Annotated in this window: 20 protein-coding genes; 19 read left to right on the forward strand and 1 reads right to left on the reverse strand. The window is 40.7% G+C overall.

From position 1 onward, the window contains the following. Window positions 1-60: 60 nt before the first annotated feature. From IEY42_RS17420 to IEY42_RS17450, 7 genes are all read left to right on the forward strand, one after another. Complete coding sequence (locus IEY42_RS17420) at window positions 61-2445, forward strand: EAL domain-containing protein (protein ID WP_188926579.1); 2385 nt, start codon at window positions 61-63, stop codon at window positions 2443-2445. A gap of 139 nt (window positions 2446-2584) precedes the next feature. After that, on the forward strand, window positions 2585-3088 hold the full coding sequence (locus IEY42_RS17425; protein ID WP_188926580.1) for a VF530 family protein: 504 nt from the start codon (window positions 2585-2587) through the stop codon (window positions 3086-3088). A gap of 234 nt (window positions 3089-3322) precedes the next feature. Then, complete coding sequence (locus tag IEY42_RS17430) at window positions 3323-4213, forward strand: dienelactone hydrolase family protein (RefSeq protein WP_188926581.1); 891 nt, start codon at window positions 3323-3325, stop codon at window positions 4211-4213. A gap of 358 nt (window positions 4214-4571) precedes the next feature. Continuing rightward, window positions 4572-5405 carry a response regulator gene (locus IEY42_RS17435; RefSeq protein ID WP_188926582.1) on the forward strand — a complete coding sequence of 278 codons (834 nt, stop codon included), beginning with the start codon at window positions 4572-4574 and terminating at the stop codon, window positions 5403-5405. A gap of 94 nt (window positions 5406-5499) precedes the next feature. Further along, on the forward strand, window positions 5500-8511 hold the full coding sequence (locus IEY42_RS17440; RefSeq protein WP_188926583.1) for a chemotaxis protein CheB: 3012 nt from the start codon (window positions 5500-5502) through the stop codon (window positions 8509-8511). Between the two features lie 108 nt (window positions 8512-8619). Continuing rightward, window positions 8620-10689: a putative bifunctional diguanylate cyclase/phosphodiesterase gene (locus IEY42_RS17445; protein WP_188926584.1), complete on the forward strand. Its 2070-nt coding sequence runs from the start codon at window positions 8620-8622 to the stop codon at window positions 10687-10689. Window positions 10690-10698: 9 nt separating this feature from the next. Beyond that, on the forward strand, window positions 10699-11115 hold the full coding sequence (locus tag IEY42_RS17450; RefSeq protein ID WP_188926585.1) for a response regulator: 417 nt from the start codon (window positions 10699-10701) through the stop codon (window positions 11113-11115). 108 nt (window positions 11116-11223) lie between these two features. Here IEY42_RS17450 and IEY42_RS17455 read toward each other — a convergent pair whose 3' ends face one another. Beyond that, window positions 11224-12132, reverse strand: a complete 909-nt coding sequence (locus tag IEY42_RS17455; RefSeq protein WP_188926586.1) for a LysR family transcriptional regulator — start codon at window positions 12130-12132, stop codon at window positions 11224-11226. Between the two features lie 224 nt (window positions 12133-12356). On the opposite strand from IEY42_RS17455, the gene IEY42_RS17460 reads away from it, so the two are divergent. From IEY42_RS17460 to IEY42_RS17515, 12 genes are all read left to right on the forward strand, one after another. Further along, on the forward strand, window positions 12357-13103 hold the full coding sequence (locus IEY42_RS17460) for a histidine phosphatase family protein (RefSeq protein ID WP_188926587.1): 747 nt from the start codon (window positions 12357-12359) through the stop codon (window positions 13101-13103). 65 nt (window positions 13104-13168) lie between these two features. Then, a complete protein-coding gene (locus IEY42_RS17465; protein ID WP_188926588.1) occupies window positions 13169-13939 on the forward strand; it encodes an SDR family oxidoreductase in 771 nt (256 codons plus the stop codon). Window positions 13940-13987: 48 nt separating this feature from the next. Then, window positions 13988-15112, forward strand: a complete 1125-nt coding sequence (locus IEY42_RS17470) for an NADH:flavin oxidoreductase (RefSeq protein WP_188926589.1) — start codon at window positions 13988-13990, stop codon at window positions 15110-15112. 63 nt (window positions 15113-15175) lie between these two features. Further along, complete coding sequence (locus tag IEY42_RS17475) at window positions 15176-16387, forward strand: acyl-CoA dehydrogenase family protein (protein ID WP_188926590.1); 1212 nt, start codon at window positions 15176-15178, stop codon at window positions 16385-16387. A 91-nt stretch (window positions 16388-16478) separates the two neighbouring features. Beyond that, the gene (locus IEY42_RS17480) at window positions 16479-17513 is read left to right on the forward strand and encodes a phosphotransferase family protein (protein WP_188926591.1); all 1035 of its coding nucleotides are present in this window, start codon (window positions 16479-16481) and stop codon (window positions 17511-17513) included. A 46-nt stretch (window positions 17514-17559) separates the two neighbouring features. Continuing rightward, on the forward strand, window positions 17560-18321 hold the full coding sequence (locus tag IEY42_RS17485; RefSeq protein WP_188926592.1) for an SDR family NAD(P)-dependent oxidoreductase: 762 nt from the start codon (window positions 17560-17562) through the stop codon (window positions 18319-18321). A 60-nt stretch (window positions 18322-18381) separates the two neighbouring features. Beyond that, window positions 18382-20187, forward strand: coding sequence for an acyl-CoA dehydrogenase (locus tag IEY42_RS17490; RefSeq protein ID WP_188926593.1), 1806 nt, complete (start codon window positions 18382-18384; stop codon window positions 20185-20187). 280 nt (window positions 20188-20467) lie between these two features. Next, window positions 20468-20929: a MaoC family dehydratase gene (locus tag IEY42_RS17495; RefSeq protein ID WP_188926594.1), complete on the forward strand. Its 462-nt coding sequence runs from the start codon at window positions 20468-20470 to the stop codon at window positions 20927-20929. A gap of 58 nt (window positions 20930-20987) precedes the next feature. Beyond that, a complete protein-coding gene (locus IEY42_RS17500) occupies window positions 20988-21908 on the forward strand; it encodes an SDR family NAD(P)-dependent oxidoreductase (protein WP_188926595.1) in 921 nt (306 codons plus the stop codon). A 125-nt stretch (window positions 21909-22033) separates the two neighbouring features. After that, a complete protein-coding gene (locus IEY42_RS17505) occupies window positions 22034-23215 on the forward strand; it encodes an acetyl-CoA C-acyltransferase (RefSeq protein WP_188926596.1) in 1182 nt (393 codons plus the stop codon). Window positions 23216-23295: 80 nt separating this feature from the next. Continuing rightward, entirely contained in the window at window positions 23296-24960 is a 1665-nt protein-coding gene (locus IEY42_RS17510; RefSeq protein WP_188926597.1) for an AMP-binding protein, read from the forward strand. Between the two features lie 150 nt (window positions 24961-25110). Further along, complete coding sequence (locus IEY42_RS17515) at window positions 25111-26175, forward strand: patatin-like phospholipase family protein (protein ID WP_188926598.1); 1065 nt, start codon at window positions 25111-25113, stop codon at window positions 26173-26175. Window positions 26176-26233 lie beyond the last annotated feature (58 nt).

The following is a 26233-nucleotide window of genomic DNA, read 5'->3' on the forward strand; positions in this document are numbered from 1 at the left end:
GCATACCAGCTAAACAAAAACGAGCCTGGATGAAAACAACATACTTAGAAGCAGTATTAAATGCCGGATTCAGTGATGTGGCTAATTAATAAACACTCATGCGGTTGCCCTGCCTATTTATTCACTACACCAATCATTTACAAGTCTTTAGTGATTATTACTCAAGAGCATAACCACCACATTACTAACCGAGACGATATCGCTAATAAAACCATTGCCTTGGTTAAAGGCTATCAATACGCCGACAGTGTTGGGGAAGAGTTTCCGAATATCATTCCTGTTTATGTTGATACCATGCGTGAAGCTTTTGAGTTAGTGGCCGCAGGTCAAGCCGATGCCACCATTAGTTTTTTAGCTGCAGCCAATTACTTTCAATTAAAGTATGCCTATAACGATTTGAAAATTGCCGCATTTTATGAAAAACACAATGCCAATGAAGCCATTGCGGTAAGTAAGACTGCGCCGATACTGGCGAGTATTATTCAAAAAGGAATTGATTCACTCACTTCTCAACAAAAGAAAGCCCTTAATGAAGTATGGGGCGCCAATATTAAAATACCAAAGGATTATACCGAGTTAATTGAGTTTGCTTTACTTTCTGGTTTGCTGATGTTGCTTTTAAGCATTTGGGGGTTACAAGCTAAGCGTCATAACCGTGATTTGGTTAAGGCCAATCAAAATGCAGAAGCGGCAAACTCGGCACTAAATGACCTTAAAGATAATTTGCAGCAATTAGTTGCTGAACGCACCCAACAGCTGACACAAAGTGAAAACCGTTATCGAGGGTTGGTTGAGTCACTCGAAGATGAATACATATTCTATCAACACGATACTCGTGGTTATGTGAGTTATGTTAGTCCATCGCTAACCCATATTTTGGGGCATCCTGTTTCTGGTAAGGGTGGTTTCTATCATCAGTTTTTAACTGATAGCCCTAAAAATCAGAAGGTTGCGAAGTATGTTGAACGCATTTTACAAGGTGAAAACCTCGCACCGTTCGAAATTGAGTTAGATGATACGAAAGGCAATGTACATACCTTCGAAGTGCTTGAGCGCCCAATGTATGACGACAATAACGAATGTATTGGTTGTGAAGGGATTGCGCATGATGTAACGGCAAGAAAGCAGCAGCAAGATAAACTGTTTTATTTATCACACTATGATGATTTGACTGGGTTAGTTAACCGTTATTATTTTAAAAAGTTACTCGACGATGACATTGATAACTGTAAAAAGATGGGCCAACCGTTGGCATTATTATTTTTAGATTTAACCCGCTTTAAAGTCATTAACGACAACTTTGGCCATTCAGCGGGAGATTACATACTCAATCAAGCTGCAGCGCGCATTCAAGCGCATTTAAATAACGACTTCATTGTGTCGCGCTTTGCTGGAGATAAGTTTTGCATTTCGTTGCCAAACACTCGCGCGGCCGATGCAAACTTAATGGCCATTGAGTTAATTGAAGCATTTCAACCTCATTTTGAGTTCCTTGAACAAACCATCATTATTGGTTGCCGAGTTGGTATTAGTCTTTTTCCGCAAGATGGACTTAATGCAGATACACTCATTAGCCATGCTGATTCAGCACTTTATGAGGCTAAAAAGAATCCTGCTTGTGTGGCTTTTTGTAATAAAGAAATGGCGTCATACAACAAAAAACGTCATGTTATCGAACAAAATTTAAGTAAAGCATTGTTTGTGAATGACAATTCATTGCCACCTCAACTCTTTACTGTGTATCAACCTTTAATGAGCCTGCCCGAATGTCAATTAGCAGGCTTTGAAGCGCTGGTGCGTTGGGAACATCCTGAATTAGGCGTGATTTCACCCGGTGAATTTATTCCTATTGCAGAAGACACTGGGTTGATATTTACATTAAGTCATTGGGTTGTTAATAGCGTTTGTGAGCAGTTAGTTGAATGGCATCAGCAAGGGTTTGATTTTAAACGGGTGTCGGTGAATATATCGGCACTTGAATTAATGAACATTAAATTTGCCGAAGAGTTACTCAGTATGGTGGTTCAATCTGGTGCTCAACCGAGCTGGTTTAAGTTAGAAATCACCGAGACTGCTTTGATGGCGATTCCTGAGCAAGCCATCGAAATTTTACAAAAGTTAACTAGGGCTGATTTTGAGGTTGCCATTGATGATTTTGGGACAGGGTATTCTTCACTCACGTACCTTAAGTCATTACCTGCTAGCACATTAAAAATTGATCAATCATTTATTCGTAATCTGATTGAATCTAGTGAAGACCAGGCCGTAATCAAAGCGGTGATCAGTATGGCGCACTCTTTGGGAAAACAAGTCACTGCCGAAGGGGTTGAGCAACAAGAGCAGCTTGACTACCTGATAGCTCATGGTTGTGATGTCGCCCAGGGGTATTACTTCTCGCGCCCAATTAGTGTCCAAGAAGTGAACCGGTTATATTTTGAGGTATAAGTTTAGTGATACTGAATTGAGTGAGTTCATATACGATAAATATTTGATGACGATTTGATTAATTAGCGGCGCAGTATGCTTTATTGCTATTATAGCAATATGTGCCACGTTGGCAGCAAAGACAACATCGGAAATACCCATGGTAGAAGAGCAACAAAACAATCCATTACATGGACTTAAGCTTGAAACGTTAATCACAGAGCTGGTTGAATGTTATGATTGGAAAATTTTATACGCCGCATTGAAACTCGAATGCTTTAACCTCAATCCATCGATTGAAGGTTGCCTTAAGTTTTTGAAAAAGACTGAATGGGCCCGTGAGAAAGTCGAAAATTTTTATTTATACCGTTATAAACGCATGCCCAAAGCGGTAGGCGATCAATTTGAGCTTAAGCCACGTGAGCGTGGTTTTGCAGCTGGCATAGTACCGCGTAAGCCAATGGAATTAACCTTTGAATCTATTGCGAGAATGCATGCACAAGCGGCAGAAAACTTTGAAGCAAACCGTAATGCTAGAGGCCCAAAAAGTTCATCTAAAGCCCATGGTAACCGTAACAATAGCGGTTATGAAAAGCGTGTAACATCAGGTAAATCTTCTAACAAAGCCCCATCAGCCGACCCAAGTAACCCTTGGGGTAAATAAGCGTTTAGATATTAGAAAGCCCTGAATGTTCAGGGCTTTTTTTATGCCAAAAATGTAGTTGGTTATTGAGAGGATGCGTTATACCGATTATTAATTAAAGAGTATGCTGAGAATCCATCTCAAACTCGAAATCGTTTTCAGTATTGAACGTAAATTGTCTTATCTTCGTATCACACCTACGCTATTGTTTTATTTTCTATATGCGACTTGCCACAACCAAAGCAGAGGGAAATTATGCAACAAGATAAATTGAACAAAATTCCGCAAGAGGCGTTTGATTGGTATGACTCTTATGCGCATGGCGGCATGGACCGTCGAACCTTTATCGCTAAGCTCGGTTCGTTAGTAGCGCTAGGGTATTCAATGAGTGTGTTAACGTCCGCTTTATTGCCTAATTATGCATTAGCTGAACAAGTGTCGTTTAATGATGCTGATATTAAAGCCACGTATGTTGAATTTGATTCACCATCCGGGCACGGAAAAGGTAGCGGATATTTAGTTGAACCGACTCACAAAGAAGGACTGTTGCCTGTTGTGTTAGTCGTACATGAAAATCGTGGGTTGAACCCCTACATTGAAGATGTTGCAAGGCGATTAGCAAAAGCGGGATTTATCGCATTGGCACCAGATGCGCTATTTCCATTAGGCGGTTATCCAGGAAACGATGATGATGGTCGGCAAATGCAAAGTACATTGGACAGAAGCAAAATAGAACAAGATTTTGTTGCTGCAGCTGAGTTTTTAAAGGCCAATTCTCGCAGTAATGGCAAATTAGGCGCAGTTGGTTTTTGTTTTGGCGGCTATATCGTTAATTACCTTGCTGCAGCTAAACCAGATTTATTGCAAGCCGGTGTGCCGTTTTACGGAACACCCGCAGCCAAAGCGTTAAGAGCCAATATTAAAGCACCGTTATTAATTCAGTTAGCAGAATTAGATGAACGCGTTAATGCCACCTGGCCAGAATATGAACAAGACTTAGTGGCTTACAACGTACCATACACCATGCATATGTATGACAAATCCAATCATGGTTTTCATAATGACTCGACAGGGCGCTTTGATGAAGTGAATGCTGATTTGGCATGGGAACGAACATTAACTTTTTTCAATAAACACATTCAATAATGTAAAAGCGACTTACAAAGGGTAATCATTTGCCCTTTAATGTCGAATGATGTCCGATAGCGTATTAATATTATATTTAATTGAAATATATATTAATTTTTTATATTTTTGGTTGTTGCAAACGAATTTATGGTGTTTCTTTAGTGGTGTTTTGGGTCTTGATATTTAAGTATCTTAACGTTTAGTTAAGTGAGTTTGAGTACTATTAAGTTAATTAATTGTCTAATTAGTTTATATTTTTCTAATGGATACTTATGTTCTAAGTAGTAATCATATAGTATGTTTTATTAATGCAGCATACAAAAAAAAGATCATAGGAAGTGACGAATGCCATGTTTAACCCATAACCTGCAATATAATGACTAATCCAGACGCAAAAGCTATTCATTTGAAGCAAGCCATTTCGCAATATGGTGTTCCTTCTATTTTGCTTGCTGATGACAGCTTAACCCAACAATTTGTCATTAAAGCCGTGCTGCAAAATGCAGGCTTTAATGTGGATTGTGTCGATGATGGTGAAAAAGCACTCGCGCAAATCAAACACAAAAAATATGACATTGTACTAATGGACGTACAAATGCCTATTCTTGATGGTATTTCTGCCACCCAGCAAATAAGACAACAATTCTCATTTGATACATTGCCTATTATCGCGCTAACAGGCGATGCTGAACTCGATGATCAATCTCCAGCTCTTTGTGCACTGTTCAATGCGTTTTTACTTAAGCCTGTTGACAGTAAAGATCTTATTGATGGCATTCTTGCACTATGGAGCCCACAAACAGAAACGTCGACAATTTTACATCAGCAAACAGCAGTTGTGAGTGATAATCCGAACCTTGTAAATTCAATTGTGCAACTTGCACAACACCCATCGTTTGATTTGAGTGGTGGCGTTTATGAATGGGTTGGCGAGGAGGCTTATTTGCGCGTGTTAAATGCATTTATTCGAGTGTACAAACCTTATGTCGTTGCCGTTAAAACTGGTCGTCAGCAAGCCTTAACACGCGCTGAACAGCATCGGTTCTTTCACAAGCTAAAAGGTGCAGCAGCGAATATAGGCGCAATAGAATTATTGAAGGTCGTGGAGTACGTTGAGCTAGGCGGTGATACCAGCTTTAATGACATTTGTAATGAATTGAATCGGGTCATTAATATGCTTGAGCCATTAGCGTTGTCGAATAAAAAATAGATATATTTTCAATTACATCGGGTTTATTTCGTTGTAATATAGTAAAAAAATGTGTAGTCACAAAAGTGCACGGCATTATAAATGGAGTTCAAGAATGTCAGAAGAGCAAAAACCGGATTTAAAAACCAGCTCAAATAACCTGCCACCTAAATTAATTGTGGTTGGTGTTGGCGCTAGTGCCGGTGGTCTTGAAGCGCTTCAATCGTTACTGTCAAATATGCCAACCGATATTGGCATGGCGCTGGTTGTTGCGCAGCACCTTTCTCCATCTTATAAAAGTATGATGACAGAGTTATTAGAGAAAGAATCAACTATCTCTGTCGTGACGGCTACTGATAATGCACCGATGCAACCTAACAAAGTGTATATCTGTCCACCTAATACAAACATTGAGATAACGGCAAACGATAGAATTAGACTGTTAAGTTATCCAGAAGGTCGACACACTACACCGCGTCCTTCTGTTGATATGTTATTTGAATCGATTGCGGAACATAAAAATGATTTTGCTATTGGCGTGGTGTTATCTGGCACGGGCACCGATGGTAGTCGTGGCATTAGGGCAATAAAAGGCGAAAACGGTTTTGGTATTGTGCAAGACCCAAATGATGCCAAATATGATGGTATGCCAAACTCTGCGATTAACTCAGGCCATGTCGATTTAATTCTTCAAGCAACCGAAATTGGCCATGAACTTAAGAACATTATTCACTTTCCAAGAAACACCGGCATTGATAATGATGGCACCATGCCACGTGAAACTTACCATGGCATTATTAAACAACTTAAAGCACGCTGTAATGTCGATTTTTCTCTGTATAAAGAAAATACCATTTTACGTAGAATTGAACGGCGAATGACCTCTTTAAAAATCCATCATTCATCAGACTATTTGGCTCACCTTAAAGAAAATAAAGACGAAATCACCTATTTATTCAATGATATGCTGATTGGGGTCACTTCCTTTTTTAGAGACCCTCGAGCATTCGAAAACCTACAGCGTGAATTGACCAATTATATTCAAAATAAAAACAATAAATCTTTACGCTTCTGGTGTGTAGCGTGTTCCACAGGTGAAGAGCCTTATACGCTGGCGATCATTTTGACTGAAATACTCGGTGATTCGATAGATGACTACAAAATTCAAATTTTCGCCACAGATATCGACAAAAATTCCATTAATTTTGCGCGCCAAGCTGTTTATCCTGAAACCGCGTTAAATTTTATCCCGCGTTCTATTAAAAACAAATATTTTGTCTTAAACAGTGATCAGTACGAAGTGATTAAGCCAATTAAATCTAAAGTGATTTTTTCGGTTCACGATGTCAATAACGATCCACCTTTTTTACGCCTAGATTTGATCACTTGTCGTAATTTAATGATTTATTTTACCGTTGAATTGCAACGTCAACTCCTGCCGACCTTTCATTATGCATTGAATCCGAAAGGGCTATTGATGCTGGGACAGTCAGAGTCTATTGGTGTGTTTCAAGAACAATATCGTCCATTGTCTAAAACTGGAAAAATCTATGAAACATTGTTTGTAGGCAAACAATTACCACCTGAGCGCACCTCTAACCGTGGTATAAGCTTGAGTACTAACAATATTCAAGATCTAAAACCTGTATTAACCTCACAACACAACCGCAATAAAGTTGATGCAGAGCTCAGTGAAATCATTGCAAATACTTTACGTGAATATGTGTTACCCAACGCTATTTTATTAAACGAGAACCAAGATATTATTTTTACTCAGGGTGATAATGTCCTATTAGTTCGGCCAACGGGCTTGCCGTCGAACAATATTTTTAAAAATTTACATCCTCAATTATCAATTGATTTACGTAGCGCATTTCATAATATTCATAATGGCCAAAAAACTGCCGATACCGGTTATCAATCATTTAATTTAAATGGTAATAATGTCTGGGTTAAATTAGTTTTATTGTCGATAAAAAGAGATGGGCCTCTCGGTAGTTTGACCCTTATTTTCTCGCAAATTGAACAACCAGAAAACATTCCTTTACTGACAACTGATAAACAAGAATCATCAAACCAAGCCATTGCGCTTGAACAGCAACGATTGTTAGCCAAAACCAAAGAACAACTGCAAAATGTGATAGAAGAGCTTGAAACCTCAAATGAGGAAATGCAGTCAATGAACGAAGAACTGCAAAGCTCTAATGAAGAATTACAAAGCTCAAATGAAGAGTTAGAAACAACCAATGAAGAATTACAGTCGACCAACGAAGAATTACAAACGGCCTATGCAGAATTGCGCATGGCTTATGAAGAACGAGAACATCAACGAAATGAATTAGATGGACTAAAAGCTGAATTACAACATTCAAACACCTTACTTCACGAAGCGGAAAGATCAGCAAAGATGGGCTCGTGGTTTTGGGATATCCCTTCACGTAAGCTTGAGTGGAGTAACGGATGTTATGAACTCTTTGGTTTAGATAAAGAAGTTTTCCATCCTTCGTATGAAGCATTTATCGGTCTTGCCTCTGGTGAGTACCGCAGTAGATTAGAAAATCAATTAACTAACTTATTACATAATAAGGCAGTACAGCCATTTATTTTTGAAGCGTTAGACGTTAATCGCAATATTACGATTATGTCGTTAGAAGCCGTGGTGTCGTTTAATGATTTAAAGCAAGCTACCAGAGTGATGGGCACTATTCGTGATATTACTAGCACCGTAATGAAAGAGAAGGAGCAAGTTGTTTATAAAGATACCATTACATATTTGCTCAATAATACCCTAACTGCTTCGTTTGTACTGGATATCGATAAATTACAAATTGAATACATTAACGCAGCGTTCCAAAAATTATTGGGATATTCTGAGGTCGTTATCAACGCCTTAGCAGATGAAAAATTATTTACCTTATTTAATACTAAAGACGCTATTACGTTTAAAAGTATTATCGATAAAGTTTCAAAGTCAAAAGTGGGCGACTGCTTTCCGGGGAAATATGCAATAAAGCCTAAAGACAGTAATGACTTTATTAATGTATATGCAAATCACACAGTGTACGAATTACACGATGAGACCGGTTTACCACGAAAAATGTTAGTTACCTTGTTTGCTTCACAATAGGCGTGATATTTTTATATCTACTATTATTAAGTTAAACTAAAGTCGGGAGTAGCGTTTAATCAATAAAGTCTTAGACGCTAATGAGAGATAAAAAGTTAAGGAAAAATTTTGGAACGATATAACGGAATTGGTGTTCCATGTATTTCAACAACACACAAGCTTGAAATTGTTGGCTTTAATGATGTTGCAAAAAACATGTTTGGCCGTGCGTTGAAGATGTCTTCAATGGGTGAAAAAAAAATCGTATTAACGGCTTTAATCAATTCTAATATTTCAAACTTTCTCTCTTGGGTAACAAATAACGACCAAGATTACATAGAGTTAAAAGTTTTATGTCATGGTGCAGTTAAACACTTTGTAGCTAATTTTAAGAGTGTTAACCAAATTGACTCATTTGGAAATGAAGTTCAGTTATACAATTTTTGTTTTTTTCCTTTGGACAGTTATCACTCATTAAACAAAGATTTTAATCTGTATCGCAGTGTTTATATGAACTCAACTCAGGCGATCTATATTACTGATTATCAACATAATATAGTTTCTATAAATCCCAGTTTTGTTAACCTATTAAGTCGTTCTATCAAAGACGTCATGGGTAAAAATGACGGTATGATATATACCCAGGATTCGCATGCCCGATTACAAGAGTTACTTGCGACGTTAGCCACTGAACGGGATGATGTCAGCGAACGCTTAGAGTGTATTAGGCGGTACCCTAATGGTGAGCCGGAGATTATTTTCTGTAAAGTACATATTAATGTGATTTTTGATGAGGAAACTCAAGAAAAACAATATTTGCATATATTAGATGATGTTACTCAGCAGGTCTCTATTGAACAATCATTATCTATCGCGGCCTACACAGACAGTTTGACAGGCTTGTCTAACCGAATGAGTTTCAACGAAAAGTTTAAAAGTATGTACGATTCGGCCCAAAGGCTTGGTGAAAAGTTGTGTGTATTTTATATCGACTTAGATCGATTTAAATATTTAAACGACGAGTATGGTCATGATTATGGTGACTTATTACTTAAACATGTAAGTGAGCGTTTGCTTGGCTGCTTTAAAAAACAAGACTTAGTGGCGAGAGTGGGTGGTGATGAGTTTGTCGCAGTTATTCAGTCTGATGAAGATGTTGAATGTTTTGAACGTATTGCATTACGGGCTATCAACGAATTATCAAAACCATATACATTAAATGAATTACATTACACTTGTACTTGCAGTATTGGCGTTTCAATTTATCCTGATGACGCAGTCGATCAGGAATATCTCTTAAAAGCCGCTGATAGCGCCATGTATATTGCTAAGCAAAATGGTCGCAATAATTTTTCCTTTTTCGATTTGAACCACAAAAAGACTGAAGACGAACATCAAAAAATCATCAAAATTGTAGAAAAAGCATTAGCGGATAATAAAATTATCCCTTATTTTCAGCCGATCCATGATGTCGTTACTGGCGATTTAGTGTCTTTTGAGGCATTGGCGCGTTATAGCAACGAGAAAAAGGAAATTTTACCACCGAGTTATTTCATGCCGTCTATTGAGCAAGATGTATTGCTCATTGGTTTAGGTGTTACCATTATAAAACAAGTGGTGACACAATTGAGAATGCTTGAGTCACATGGTGTGACAATCCCAATATCAATCAATTTATCTTCTTATCAGTTACTCTCTGAAGTGATTATCAAACAACTTGAAATGATTGCGTTGAGATTTCCACAATTTGTCCCTTTATTGAACATCGAAATTACCGAAACTTTAATTTTCGAAAATAATCAGTTTGTTATCGTTAACATAGCACGCCTAGTTGAATGTGGCTTTAGGTTAATGCTGGATGACTTTGGCACAGGCTATTCATCCATTTATTCGTTAAAAAAATTCAAATTTGAAACAGTTAAAATTGATAAAACGTTCATCGATGACATCAATTCAGGTAATATAGAAGATCAAACCTTACTCAACACTATTATTTCTTTAGTGAAAAATCTAAAATTAAATATTATTTGTGAAGGTGTTGAAACGGCTTCGCAAGTCGCTTTTTTAAAGGATAAACACTGTGGTTACGCCCAAGGCTTTTTTTATTCGGAAGCCATATCGAAAGCAAAAATGCATGAATATATAAAAAAACACAGTAAAAAAGAAACTTTTTTACCTATCAAAATACCAATGCAATAGAGATTATTAATGAGTACCGAAAAGCTCGCTAAAGTGTTAATTATTGATGATGAACATTCTTCTATTGAAGTTATGACCACCATGCTTGAGTCAACCATGACAGTGTATGTTGCCGAAACGGCTGAAGAAGGTTACAACTTGTTGCAACTGCATGACATTGACATCATTTTATTAGATGTTGATTTACCAGACCTTTCAGGCTTTGACTTGTGCAAAAAAATTAAATCAGAACAAAGTTTTGTCGATATACCAGTGATTTTTATTTCAGGTTACAAAGATTTAATTTTCGAAATTCAAGCATTTGAAGCAGGTGGTATCGACTACTTAACGAAACCAATTAGTCCTGTCAAAATGCTGATTAGAATGAGCGTGGCGTTGAATGTTACATTACCAATTCCGAGTTCTAAAACGATTAAAATCGATTAAAACACTAACAACGCGGCGTTGGGTATATTGTTGTATTAAAGAAAACTGAAAGACATCTGCACGATAAGTGAGATGTCTTTTTTTATAATTAAACCTAATTTTATTGCACTACTGTTTTTGAGCATTAGACGCGGCAATAATCATCTTATTCCTCAGCCATTTGTTGGCGGGTTCTTTATCCACATTCACATGCCAATATAAATGCACGCCAATATCAGGTAATTCTACGGGTAAAGGGTGCATAACAATATCGAGCATTTCACTGTACATCTGAGCGGCGGTTTTGGGTAAGGTTAGCAGCATGTCATTGCTTAAAATCACTTTACACGCAGACAAGGCTTGTTGACAACGCAGCGAGATTTTTCGGTGATATCCCATTCTCGACAATTCAAAATCTTCTAATCCTGGCCCTGTAGAGCGAGATGATACCAACACATGGTCAAGTTTAAGGTAAGTGTCTAAGTCAAGCGTTGTGGTGAGTGCAGGGTGGTCTTTACGGGCTACCACGACCAACTGATCACTTTGTAATTGAGTGTGACGAATATTATTGCTCACGGGGATCAATGCATCGATGGCTAAATCGATATCACCGCTGGCCAATTTGTTTTCTAACTCACTACGGTTAACACGCTTATTACTGTTTAAGTGAATGGCTGGAGACTCTATAGAAAGGCTTTCTTGTAAAATAGGTAAATAATAAGGTTCTAACGAGCCGTGTAAAGACAATGAAAAACTTTTGCGAGAGGTCAGCGGTTCAAATTGTCTTGATTGTACCAGGCACACTTGCAACTGATGCAATGCTTCGCGTACGTCATCAATCACATTCTTAGCCACTGGAGTGGGGCGCATTTCGTTGCCTTGTCGGATAAACAATGGATCATCAAAATGGTTACGTAATTTACCTAAAGAGTGACTCACCGCGGGCTGCGACAAATTTAACACCGATGCGGCTTTAGTAATGTTGCCTTCGCAATATATAGCATCAAAAACTACAAACAAATTCAAATCAATTTTCATGCTCACTCCGTTGAATTAACGAAAGATTAATCCACTTATCACTACAGCATGTTATCTCGTCAATAAACAACATGATATGCACAGCCTACTATTTAAATCACAAATAGTAGGGTATTAGAACTATTCATTTGTTCAATTTAGAGCTTGAGATTAGCATAGTCAAGTAGATTCGCTTCAACTCATTTTGGTTATCCGTAGCGCATTAATTAAGTTAGAGACTCACAATGGCAACGATATATTTGATCCGACATGGACAAGCTTCATTTGGCAGTAGTGATTACGATCAACTGTCTGAAAAGGGGAGTCATCAAGCCTCAATGCTTGGCCAGTATTGGCGCTCACGCCCTTTGCCATGTAAGTATTATTGCGGCGATTTATTACGCCATGGCCAAACTTTGTCACATTTTGCTAAAGGGTTAGAAACTGACGCTACACCCATGGTGATCCATTCTGGTTTTAATGAATTTAATCATGTTGATATATTGCAAAAGTTTAATGGTGAATGGCACCATTTTTCTGAAAAAACCGTGCAGCTTCAGCAATATGAACATCCCAACAAAGTCCTACATAAAGAATTTTATCAAGCATTAAATCGTTGGATGAGTGGTAAATATGATTTGGAATACAAAGAAAGCTGGCCACAGTTTAAAAGCCGCTGCATCCGCGCATTGCAAGATATTATTGAGCAAGAGTTAGCTTCTCGGCGAGCACTAAACAGTAGCAAGCCAGATGTTAAAGGCAATGCAAAGCAAGCCAAAGACATTTTAGTGTTTACCTCTGGCGGCACTATTTCAGCCATATTGCAGCATATGTTGCAGTTAAACGACAAACAAACCCTCGCCATTAATCAGCAAACAAGAAACACCAGTGTCACCAAGATATTGTTTTCTGAAAAAATGCTAAGTGTTGATTATTTTAATAATTACAGCCATTTAGAGCAAGCTGGCGAAGAATGGATAACCTTTAGATAAGAGTACACAGATAAGTCATTACGCATCTGCGGTTGTACTCATGATAACTACAACAAGGACTTAAAATGAATACTGCTAATTTATTTGATTTAACAGGGAAAGTGGCGTTAGTCACAGGTGCTAGCCGCGGTATTGGTGAAAGTGTCGCAAAAGTCTTGGCTCAATATGGCGCTCATGTCATTGTTTCTAGTCGCAAAATAGACGCATGTCAGGCTGTTGTCGACCAAATTGTTGCCGATGGCGGCAGTGCTCAGGCAATAGCGTGTCATATTGGTGAGTTAGAGCAGATTGACTCAATTTTTGCCGCCATTACAGAGCAACATGGCAAGTTAGATATTCTGGTTAACAATGCCGCAGCAAATCCTTATTTTGGTCACATTATCGATACTGATTTAACTGCATTTCAAAAAACAGTGGATGTAAATATCCGTGGTTACTTTTTTATGTCTACCAACGGTGCCAAGTTAATGAAAGCCAGTGGCGGCGGTTCAATCATTAATGTTGCCTCTGTCAATGGTGTTATCCCGGGTGATTATCAAGGCATTTATTCTGTGACTAAAGCTGCCGTTATTTCAATGACGCAAGCTTTTGCCAAAGAATGTGCTCAATTCAATATTCGTGTTAACGCCTTACTTCCTGGCGGTACCGACACAAAATTTGCATCAGCATTAGTGGATAACCCAACCATATTAAAACAAATGATGTATCACGTGCCGATGAAGCGCGTCGCACAACCTGACGAAATGGCCGGTACTGTATTGTATCTAGCCTCAAACGCATCAAGTTACACCACAGGTACAGCCATCAATGTTGATGGTGGTTATTTAATTGGTTAACTATCTAAAACAAAAACAAAAAGCAAATAACACCCATAGGAATTAATGATGACTAGCACTCAAAACACCAGCATCAACAAGCTATTTGAATCATTTTCAAATAAATCGTTATCGCTTAAAAACAAAACCGTAATGGCGCCGATGACCCGCGCCTTTTCGCCAAACTATATCCCCAATGATGAGGTTGCCGCGTATTACCGCCGCCGTGCAGAAGGAGATGTGGGCTTAATTATTACTGAAGGCACCTTTATTTCGCATAAAGCGGCCAACGGCTATGAAAATGTGCCGGCTATTTTTGGTGAGCAAGCCTTAGCAGGTTGGAAACACGTTGTTGATGAAGTACACGCAGCCGGCGGTAAAATTGCCCCACAGCTTTGGCATGTTGGCGCGGTGAGAAAACCCGGTGTCGGCCCAGACAAAGAAATGCCAGCCTACAGTCCATCAGGTTTATATAAACCTGGCGCACCAAACGGTGTTGCCATGTCACAAGCTGACATTGATGAAGTGGTTGCCTCATTTGCACAAGCAGCACTCGATGCAAAAAACATTGGTTTTGATGCCATTGAAGTGCATGGCGCACATGGCTACTTAGTTGATCAGTTCTTTTGGGAAGGTACTAATCAGCGTGACGACCAATATGGTGGTTCGCTAGAAAACCGCACTCGCTTCGGTGTTGAAATTGTGAAAGCAATCCGCGCCGCAGTAGGCGAAGACTTTACTATTATCTTCCGTTTTTCTCAGTGGAAACAACAAGATTATAAAGCAAAGCTGTGCCAAACCCCTGAAGAGCTAGCCATCTTTTTAGGCTTACTCAGTGATGCGGGCGTGGATATTTTCCATGCCAGTACTCGTCGCTTCTGGATCCCTGAATTTGATGGCTCAGATTTAAACCTAGCCGGTTGGACTAAAAAGCTAACCAACAAACCCGTGATCACAGTCGGTAATGTCGGTCTAGATAACGACTTTATTGGTGAAGGTAATGCTGATTTATCAGGGACTTCTAACCCAACCGGTATTGATGAATTATTGGTGCGTTTAAATAATGACGAGTTTGATTTGGTCGGTATTGGCCGCGCGTTATTAGTTGATCCGCAATGGGTGAATAAAATTAAAACTAATGCCATAGATGAGATTAAGCCGTTTAACAAAAAATCATTAATGTCACTTAGTTAGGCATTTTACAGCTATCCATTAGCGACACTTATTACGCACTAAGATTCAGTAAAAGGACACCATATGAATTTTGAATACAGCGAAAAAGTTCAAGGGTTAATTAACCAGGTCAACGAGTTTATGGATTTGCATGTTTATCCGGTCGAGGATGAAATGCATCAACAAGTGGCCCTTGATCCATGGTCAACACCTCCGTTAATGGAAGAGCTTAAGGCTAAAGCAAAAGCACAAGGCTTATGGAACCTATTTCTGCCTGTCGCTTATGGCAAGTACAGTGGCGGGTTAACCAATCTAGAATATGCGCCATTAGCTGAAATTATGGGCAAAGTGATGTGGGCTCCCGAGGTGTTTAACTGCGCCGCCCCCGACACCGGCAACATGGAAGTGTTAGCTAAATACGGTAATGAGGCGCAGAAAAAACAATGGTTAGAGCCACTGCTTGAGGGCAAAATCCGTTCAGCATTCGCCATGACAGAACCCGAAGTGGCCTCAAGTGATGCTACCAATATTGAGTTGAGTATTGTTCGTGATGGTGACGAATATGTCATTAATGGCCGCAAGTTTTACATCAGCGGAGCGTGCCGTAAACAGTGTGAAATCATGATTGTGATGGGCAAAACCGATCCAGACAATACCAATCGTTATATTCAACAATCTCAAGTGCTTGTGCCAATGAATACCCCTGGGGTCAAGATGGTCAGACCGATGCAAGTATTTGGCTATGATGACTCACCAGAAGGCCACGCTGAAGTGACCTTTACCGATGTCCGTGTACCTGTTGACAATATTATCGTGGGTGAAGGCAAAGGTTTTGAAATCGCGCAAGGTCGTTTAGGCCCAGGACGAATCCATCACTGTATGCGTTCAGTCGGTATTGCCCAGCGAGCATTAGATTTAATGTGCAAACGCGTCAGTGAGCGAATTGTATTTGGTCAGCCGATGATTAAGCAGCAATCGGTACGTGAAGACATTGCTAAATCTGCCTGTCAGATTGAGCAAGCCCGTTTAATGACCTTAAAAGCGGCGCAAAAGATGGACACCGATGGCAACAAAGCCGCGAAAGATTTAATTGCCATGATTAAAATTGTGGCGCCCAGTATGTCACTTGATGTGATTGACCGTGCAATTCAATGCCATGGTGCTGTTGGTGTTAGCCAGGATACATTCTTGGCACATGCCTGGGCAGGCCAGCGTACGCTGAGATTAGCCGATGGCCCAGATCAAGTGCACATGATGCAACTTGGCCGTGATTTAGTGAAAAAGGTAACGCAATAACATTGCAGGCAGGTCAACAAACGCTGGGGCGAGTTGGCCTACCATTATCATTTTATTACTGTCATCAATCTAACAATAAGAGTATTGCGAAATGCCACATACATTTCCTATCGATAATGATCAGCTTAGTGCTTATTTACAGCAACACGTTGAGGGTTTTCAAGGACCAATAACACTTGAGAAATTCTCGGGTGGTCAATCAAATCCCACTTATAAACTTACCGCTAAGTCGGGTGTCTATGTACTGCGTCGCCAGCCTCCAGGGAAGTTATTAAAATCGGCTCACGCCGTTGATCGCGAATACCGCGTACTTGATGCTCTCAAATACACTGATGTGCCCGTTGCTAAGGTTTATCACCTGTGCGAAGACACCCATGTTATTGGTTCAATGTTTTATTTAATGGAATATTGCGACGGAAAAGTGTTCTGGAGCGCATCTCTAGCAGATGTTGACACTAATGAGCACCGAGCTGCCATGTATGATGCGATGAATAAAACCCTCGCGACACTACACAGTGTCGATGTTGATGCCGTTGGCTTAACCGATTATGGCAAAGCGGGAAATTATTTTGAACGCCAATTGGGTCGTTGGACGTCACAATATCGCCTAACTGAATTGCAAACTATCCCCGCAATGGATGTATTAATCCAATGGCTTGAAGACAACTTACCGCAAGATGACGGCCGTGTGTGCCTTGTACATGGCGATTTTCGTTTAGACAACATGATGTTTGCCAAAGACAGCCCCGAGATCATTGCCGTTCTTGATTGGGAACTGTCAACGTTAGGGCACCCTTTTGCCGATTTAGCCTATCAATGTATGCAACTGCGTATGCCAGCAGGCATGGGGACCATTGATGGTTTAAAAGATGTTGATAGAGACAGTTTGGGTATACCAAGTGAAGCAGACTATGTTGCCCAGTATTGTCAACGTATGGGCATTGAACGCATCGATAACTGGGCGTTTTATCTCGCTTTTAGTTTTTTCCGTTTAGCTGCTATTGCTCAAGGGGTGGCTAAACGCGCCACCGAAGGCAACGCTTCAAATGAACACGCAAATAAAGTCGGCTCGTTTGTTGCTCCATTAGCGCAAATGGCATTACAAGTGATCAACACCGCTGAATAATCAAAATAAAAACACAACAAGACCATCAATTACAGGAGTTACTCGCATGGATCCATTATTAGATTTTACCGGCAAGGTTGCCGTTATTACAGGTGCAGCCCAAGGCTTTGGTAAGTTGCTGTCACAAGAGTTAGCTAAGCGTGGCGCAAAGTTAGTCATCAGCGACATCAATGAAGCTGGTGTAAAAAAAGTCGCAGATGACATTGCCGCAACCGGTGCTGAAGTGATCGCAATGAAATGCGACGTATCAAAAGATGAATCTTGTAAGGCCATGGTTGATACCGCGCTTGAGTGTTTTGGCCGTGTTGATATCGGCGTCAATAATGCCGGTATTGCCCATGAGTTTATGCCGTTGCATATGATTGATGAATCGATTATGGATAGCCAATTTGCCATCAATGTTAAGGGTGTTCAATTTGGTATGCGCCATCAAATTGCACAAATGCTGAAACAAGGTGAGGGTGCAATCCTTAACGTAAGTTCGATGGCAGGTTTAGGCGGGGCAGCCCGAGGCAGTGCTTATTCTATGGCTAAGCATGCGGTGATTGGTTTAACCAAAACCGGGGCGGTTGAATATGGCCGTGACAACATTCGTATCAATGCCATTTGCCCTTTCTTTACGTTAACGCCTATGGTGACTAACTTTGCTGATGAAGAGAAGCAAAAGAAAATGGCCCGAGGCACCCCAATGAGCCGTTTAGGTGAGCCTAAAGAAATCGTCGCGGTGATGTTAATGATGTTGTCGCCAAGCAACACTTATATGACAGGCCAATGCATTGCCGTTGATGGTGGTGTATCAGCATTTTAAGTGGCAGTGAGTTTGCCCATTATCATCGGATTAAGCATTACAGAATAAGAAGAGAATATTATGCCAGCAACATTAATGAATGAACGTGATCTCGAGTTTATGCTTTACGAACTGTTTGACAGTGAAGGGTTAACAAGCCGTGAGCGATACCAAGATCATGATCGCCAAACCTTTAATGAAGTGATAAATACCGCTAAAACCATTGCTGAAAAACATTTTCTTCCTATTCGCCAAAAGCTTGATATCGAACAACCTACCTTTGATGGTAAAAAAGTGCACATTATACCAGAACTGAAAACTGCCATCGCCGCGGTTAATGAGTCTGGTATTGGTTCGGCCACTGCCGATTATGACCTTGATGGCATGCAGTTACCGCCTATTATTGCCAGTGCCGCGGGGGCGTTTTTAAGCGTGGCTGGCGGAGTGGGCATGGGGTACAACATGCTTACCACCGCCAATGCTAATTTGTTGCAAGCCCATGGTAGTGATGAACTAATCAATACCTGGGTAAAACCTATGCGTGAAGGCCGTTTTATGGGCACCATGGCCATGACCGAACCAGGCAGTGGCTCAGGATTGGGCGATTTAATCACCAAGGCGGTAAAGGCCGATGATGGCACTTATCGTATAAGTGGCAGTAAAATCTATATTTCGGGTGGCGATCACGACTTAAGTGACAATATTGTTCATTTGGTATTGGCGCGTATTCAAGGCGCACCAAAAGGTGTTAAAGGCATTTCGTTGTTTGTTGTGCCCAAGTTTTTACTCAATGACGACGGCTCTATTGGCGCCGACAACGAAGTCGCCTTAGCGGGCTTATTCCATAAAATGGGCGGCCGTGCGCAAACCTCTACCGCACTGAGTTTTGGTGAAAAAAATGGCTCAGTGGGTTACCTTGTAGGCGAAGAGCATTGCGGCCTCAAGTACATGTTCCATATGATGAATGAAGCCCGTATTATGGTGGGTACTGGCGCGGCAGTCATCGCCGTTGCGGGATACCAATACTCAGTTGATTATGCTAAAAACCGACCTCAAGGACGCTTGCCATCATGCAAAGATCCGTTATCACCCATGGTCAATATTATTGAACATGCTGATGTAAAACGAATGCTGCTGGCTCAAAAAGCCTATGCCGAAGGCGCGTTGGCCTTGGTGTTATACGGTACGCAATTAAGTGACGATTCACATACCGCTGCCACGGAAGAGCAGCGACAATACGCCCATACACTATTAGATTTTTTAACCCCAATCATTAAAACCTGGCCATCGGAATACGGCCCTAAAGCTAACTCACTTGCTATACAGGTCATGGGTGGGCACGGTTATATTAACGAACATCCAGTTGAAATGTTTTATCGTGATAATCGCCTTAATCCCATTCATGAAGGTACCACTGGGATCCAATCTTTGGATTTAATCACCCGTAAATTGCCCATGAACAAAATGCAGGGTTATAAAGCCACCTTAAATGAAATGCTTAAAACCATTGATGAGGCCAAGCAGCATCCAAGCTTACTTGAGTTTTCTACTCAGCTGAGTCAAGCAATTGAAACCTTAACCACCACTACGGAGGCTGTGTTAAGCGCAATGGCAACAAAGAATATTGATTTGGCTTTGTCGAACTCAGTTAAATACCTTGAGCTATTTGGCAATGTGATTATTGCTTGGTTGTGGCTAAAACAAAGCATAGTGGCAACAAAAGCGCTAGCTGAGCAACCGCATCAAACGGATGAGCACTTTTACCAAGGTAAGTTGCAAGCTGCTCAGTACTTCTATCGATTCGAATTGCCCGAAATTTACTCATGGTCAAACATTTTGATTAACACCGACAGCACCAGTTATGACATGCAGAGTGAGTGGTTTTAACCGTACTGTGGCGACAATTGAGCATTGTTGAAAGGTTAACACATCATGAGTTAACGCATTAATGGTATATTTTAATCTTTAAAAAGAGAGCATTACCTTAATTTTAGGTAATGCTTTTTTTATATTAGTACTCTCTATCGCTAAATGACAGACTATTCATATTGATAATATCTAAGTATCAAAACTATTCATTTGTTTAATTGATAAACCCCAATTAGCATGAGTTATCGTATAAATTTCATTCATGGATTGTCTTGCGTCAGCAAAAGGGGAAGGGAACATGCCAACAGTGATTAATCGTAACGAGATTGCTAACTACATCGGTCATCAAGCCGCGCCAACTGAGTGGCATCAAATCAATCAACAGCAAATCAATCAATTTGCTGAATGCACCCTAGATCATCAATTTATTCACGTCGATGAAGAAAAAGCTAAAGCGACACCTTTTGGCTCAACTATTGCGCATGGTTTTTTATCGTTATCTATGTTGTCGCATTTTGCAGAAGAGTTTAGCGTGATTATTGATGGTTTTTATATGGGTCTCAATGCGGGGTTCGATAAAGTGCGATTCTTACAGCCGGTAACCGTAAACAGCCGAATCCGTGCACATGCTAAAACCTTATCGATTGAAGAGAAAAAACCTGGGCAATTTCGTCTATCAACTGAAGTGACCATTGAAATTGAAGGTTGCGACACACCGGCACTGGTTGCTGAATGGATTTCAGTACAAATGGTTAAGTAATCAAACATATAAAAATATTATAACAATAAAAATTATTCAGCATCTTAAGGGGACCAACATGACTATCAGTTTTGCAGGAAAAGTGGCTATTGTCACAGGCGCGGGTAACGGGTTAGGACGTTCACATGCATTAGCCTTGGCTAAGCGTGGCGCTAAAGTGGTGGTGAATGACCTTGGCGGCGCACGTGATGGCAGTGGCGCTTCATCTGCAGCCTCACAAGAAGTGGTTGAGTTAATTGAAGCCATGGGCGGCGAAGCCATAAGTCATGGTGCAAATGTGGCGAACTTTGAGGAAGTACAAGACATGGTGCAACAGGCCATGGATAAGTGGGGTCGTGTTGATATTTTAATTAATAACGCCGGTATTTTGCGTGATAAATCGTTTTCGAAAATGACCTTAGATGACTTTAAGTTAGTGATGGACGTCCATGTTATGGGCTCGGTTAATTGCACCAAAGCGGTGTGGGAAATCATGAAGCAACAAAACTATGGTCGAATTGTCATGACAACCTCATCAAGTGGCATGTATGGCAACTTTGGTCAGGCTAATTATGGTGCGGCAAAAATGGCTCTTATTGGTTTAATGAATACCTTAGTGCTTGAAGGTGCTAAAAACAATATTCACATCAATGCATTAGCTCCTACCGCGGGTACCCGCATGACAGAAGATTTAATGCCCGAAGAAATCGTTAAAGCCTTTGCGCCTGAAGCCGTGACCGCGGGCATGTTGACCTTGTGTGATGAAGCAGCACCTAATCGATTTATTTTATGTGCTGGCGCGGGTGGTTATTCAAGTGCCGGTATTTTTGAAACCGACGGCTGCTTTATTCCTACGGCTAAACAAAGCCCTGAAGCCGTGCGTGACAATTGGGACCAATTAACGGCACAAGACAATCAAAAAGCATTGGTGTCGGGCGCGCAGCAAGGTGAAAAATTTATCATGAAAGCCATGGCATTCATGAAAGCACAACAACAATAATAAATTGATTAGATTATTCCGAGGTCACTGGGGTGATGTCGGTTGAGTGGTGTCATTGGATTGCAACAACACCACTCACAATGTGCATTAAACAAGATGCACTCTATATATAAAAGGAATTTGTCATGAGAGAAGCCGTCATTGTATCAGCCGCCCGCACGCCTATTGGCAAAGCCTACCGTGGTGCATTTAATGATTTATCCGCCCCAACGTTATCAGCCGTTGCTGTTAATGCCGCGGTAACACGCGCGGGTATTGACCCAAATGAAATTGACGATTGTATTTTTGGTGCCGCACTAACCCAGGGTAACCAGGGAATGAACTTTGGTCGTCAGGTTGCCATGGCTGCCAAGCTACCTGTATCTGTACCTGGTATGACAGTTGATCGTCAATGCTCATCAGGGTTGATGTCGATTGCCCTTGCCGCAAACCACATTGTAGTTGACGGCGCCAGTGTTGTTGTCGCTGGCGGATGTGACTCAATCAGTTTGGTGCAAAACGATAAAATGAATATGCATCGCGCGGTTGACCCTAGCGTAAAAGATTATAGTCCTGCTATTTATATGCCCATGCTTGATACCGCTGAAATCGTGGCCAACCGCTATGATATTTCGCGTGAACGTCAAGATGCTTATGCTCTCATGTCACAACAGCGCACTGCAGCAGCTCAAGAGGCGGGTAAATTTGATGATGAAATTGTACCGGTAAGCTGCACTAAGTTAGTGATGGATAAAAACACTGGCGAGATTTCAAAAGAGCCAGTAACCCTGACAAAAGATGAAGGCAATCGTCCATCAACCAATATCGATGGCTTAGCTGGCTTAAAAGCCGTAAAAGATAATGGCTCAATTACCGGCGGTAATGCATCGCAATTATCTGATGGCGCCGCTGCGGTTGTGGTGATGGAGCGAGAACTCGCCGAGCAGCGCGGCCTTAAACCCTTAGGCGCGTATCGCGGAATGGTAGTTGCAGGATGCGAACCCGACGAAATGGGCATTGGACCTATTTATGCGATCCCCAAATTACTCGAGCGTAATGGCTTAACCATAGACGACATTGGTTTGTGGGAAATCAATGAAGCCTTTGCAGTGCAAGTCATTTACTGTGCAGATAAGCTCGGCATTCCTGCGGACAAATTAAATGTTAATGGCGGCGCAATCTCAATTGGTCACCCATACGGCATGAGTGGCACACGCATGGTGATGCACGCGTTAATAGAAGGAAAACGTCGCGGGGTAAAATACGTGGTGATTAGTATGTGTATTGGTGGCGGTCAAGGCGCAGCGGGTTTATTTGAAGTGTTGTAAGCGTTAAGTTGCTTGTTGGAAGGTCATCATAATAATAAAAATGGCGATAGTTTTCGCATCATAATAAAGGGGACAGTATTATGGAAAAAGTTTGGCTAGAAAAGAGTTATCCGCCTGGGGTTGAGTTTGAAATCGATCCAGATAAATATAACTCGTTGGCAGAATTGTTTTTGAAATATACCAAGCAATATGCAAGTAACACGGCATTTATTAATATGGATGTCAGCATTACCTATGAACAACTCGAACAACAAGCTAAAGAGTTTGCGGCTTACTTGCAAAACGATTTAGGCTTAGTCAAAGGCGACAAATTCGCCATTATGATCCCAAATGTACTGCAGTATCCAATCGCCTTATTTGGCGCATTAATTTCAGGCTTAACCGTTGTTAACGTTAACCCTTTGTACACCGCGCGCGAATTAGAGCACCAACTTAAAGACTCTGGTGCAAAGGGCATTCTTATATTAGAAAACTTTGCCCATGTATTGCAGGCTGTTATCAATAAAACAGATGTTAAACATGTCATTACCACCAGTGTTGGTGACAGGTTAGGTATGATTAAAGGTGCACTAATTAATGGCGCCATTAAGCACCTTAAAAAACAAGTGCCGCCTTTTGATTTACCCAACGCGGTTAAGTTTAATGACGCAATGGCCAAAGGCAGTAAAAGTCAGTTTACGCCAGTAGACGTAGTGGGGGCTGATTTAGCCTTTTTACAATATACCGGCGGTACTACTGGCCCTTCAAAAGGTGCCATGTTGACGCACCGTAATATGGTTGCCAACCTTGAACAATCAAATGCCGTAACCAAAAACGTATACGAAATCGGCAAAGAGTTTATGGTTACGGCACTGCCGCTTTACCATATCTACGCATTAACCTCTAATTGCTTGGCATTTTTACCCTTTGGCGGCCAAAATCTACTGATCACTAACCCACGCGATATGCCGGGGTTTGTTAAAGAGTTAGCCAAGTATAAATTTACCGTTATCACAGGGGTAAATACTTTATTTAACGGCCTACTTAATACCCCAGGTTTTGATCAATTAGACTTTAGCGCACTTAAAATGGGCTTTGGTGGCGGTATGTCGGTACAACGTCCAGTCGCTGAACATTGGGAGCGTGTAACTCACTCTAAATTGTTAGAAGGTTACGGCTTAACAGAGTGTGCACCATTGGTGACAATGAGTCCGTATAATCAAGAAAAATACAATGGCTCTATTGGGTTACCTGCATCATCGACTGACATTCGTTTGGTTGGCGCTGATGGCGAAGATGTTGCCTTAGGCGAACCTGGCGAAATGTGGGTTAAAGGTCCACAGGTGATGAAAGGCTATTATAATCGCCAAAAAGCCACTGACGAAGTGTTAAGAGACGGTTGGTTAGCCACCGGCGATATTGCCACCATGGATGAAAATGGTTTCTTTAGGATTGTAGATCGTAAAAAAGACATGATTATTGTGTCTGGTTTTAACGTATTCCCTAACGAAATTGAAGAAGTTATCGTTTCTCATGAAGGCGTGCTCGAGGCTGCTGCAGTAGGTGTTTCTTGCGATGCGACTGGTGAGCGCGTTAAAGTTTACATTGTCCGTAAAGATCCCAATCTTACTGAACAAGATATTTTTGATCATTGCGCCGAAATGTTAACCAATTATAAACGTCCTAAAATCATTGAGTTTATGGATGAATTACCTAAAAGTAATGTCGGTAAAGTATTGCGCAAAGACTTGCGTAGTCAGGCATAGCTTATCAACAGTGCTGAGTCGGTTGTATAGCGACTCAGCGTATCTTTATACCAAAATTAACATCAGTTATCACAATGCAATAGGTCATCTAAGTGTTAATCACATTCACTTTGCCATTGAGTTGCTGTAAGAGTAAGTAATCATTATTTTATGTTAGAAATTTATGCCGGTGACACGGCCTTGAAAACAATCCAACAACAAGGATTTTCACCAGAGCTATTTAGCTCTTTTTTAGGTGCCAGTGGCGGGCCTAAATGGTTTACTTTGTTGGGGTTAGATAAATATATATTTGGTGAGTTTTTTAAAGACAGACAACAACCATTAAACCTCATCGGCTCAAGTGCTGGTGCATTTCGTGCTGCGTGTTTTGCGCAAAACGACCCAGTGGCAGCCATAGAACGTTTGGCAAAAAACTACAGTGAAACGGTATATTCAGATGATAAAAAACCGCAGCCATTAGAAATCACCACAAAAGCTTTCGAATTACTGGAGGTTTTATTTGGCGCAACAGGCGCTGATGAAATCGTCAATAACCCCGTATTTAAAGCGCATTTTATTGTGGCTAAATGCAATGGCTTGGTGGCTTCAGAGAACAAGCTTAAACAAGGGGCTGGGTTAACTAAGAGTTTTATCAACAATGCGTTGAGCAGACCATTACTTAAAAGTCAGTATGAACGGTTTATTTTTCAACATCACCAGAGTGATTTGTTGTTAAACGATCCAGATAGCTTACCGACAACCTCGGTGAAATTGAACTCAAACAATATCAAGCGGGCCTTGTTAGCGTCAGGCTCTATTCCGATGGTAATGCAAGGGATTAAAGACATTCCTGATTGCCCCAAAGGCATGTACCGTGACGGCGGCATTATTGATTATCACTTTGATTTTGACATTCAAAATGCCGGCCTAACCTTATATCCGCATTTTAGTTCAACCTTAAAGGCGGGTTGGTTTGATAAAAATTTGTCGCGTAAGGTCAGGTTGCAACACTACGATAAAACGGTGTTGCTATGTCCCTCTGCCGAGTTTGTTGCGTCATTGCCTTATCAAAAAATTCCTGACCGCAAAGATTTTATTGAATTAACACCCGAGCAACGAATCAAGTATTGGCGACAAGTGTTTGTTGAAAGCGAAAAATTAGCGCTGCATTTTAAACATTTTTATCGTCACCAAGATATCAATAGCATAAAAAATATTAGCCAGCTTGTGAGCTAAAAAAACGATAAATAACGCCTGATATTGGCGCCTAATCAACTAAAAAATGAGAGTGTAC

Source organism: Shewanella algicola (genome assembly GCF_014648035.1).
Taxonomy (GTDB): domain Bacteria; phylum Pseudomonadota; class Gammaproteobacteria; order Enterobacterales; family Shewanellaceae; genus Shewanella; species Shewanella algicola.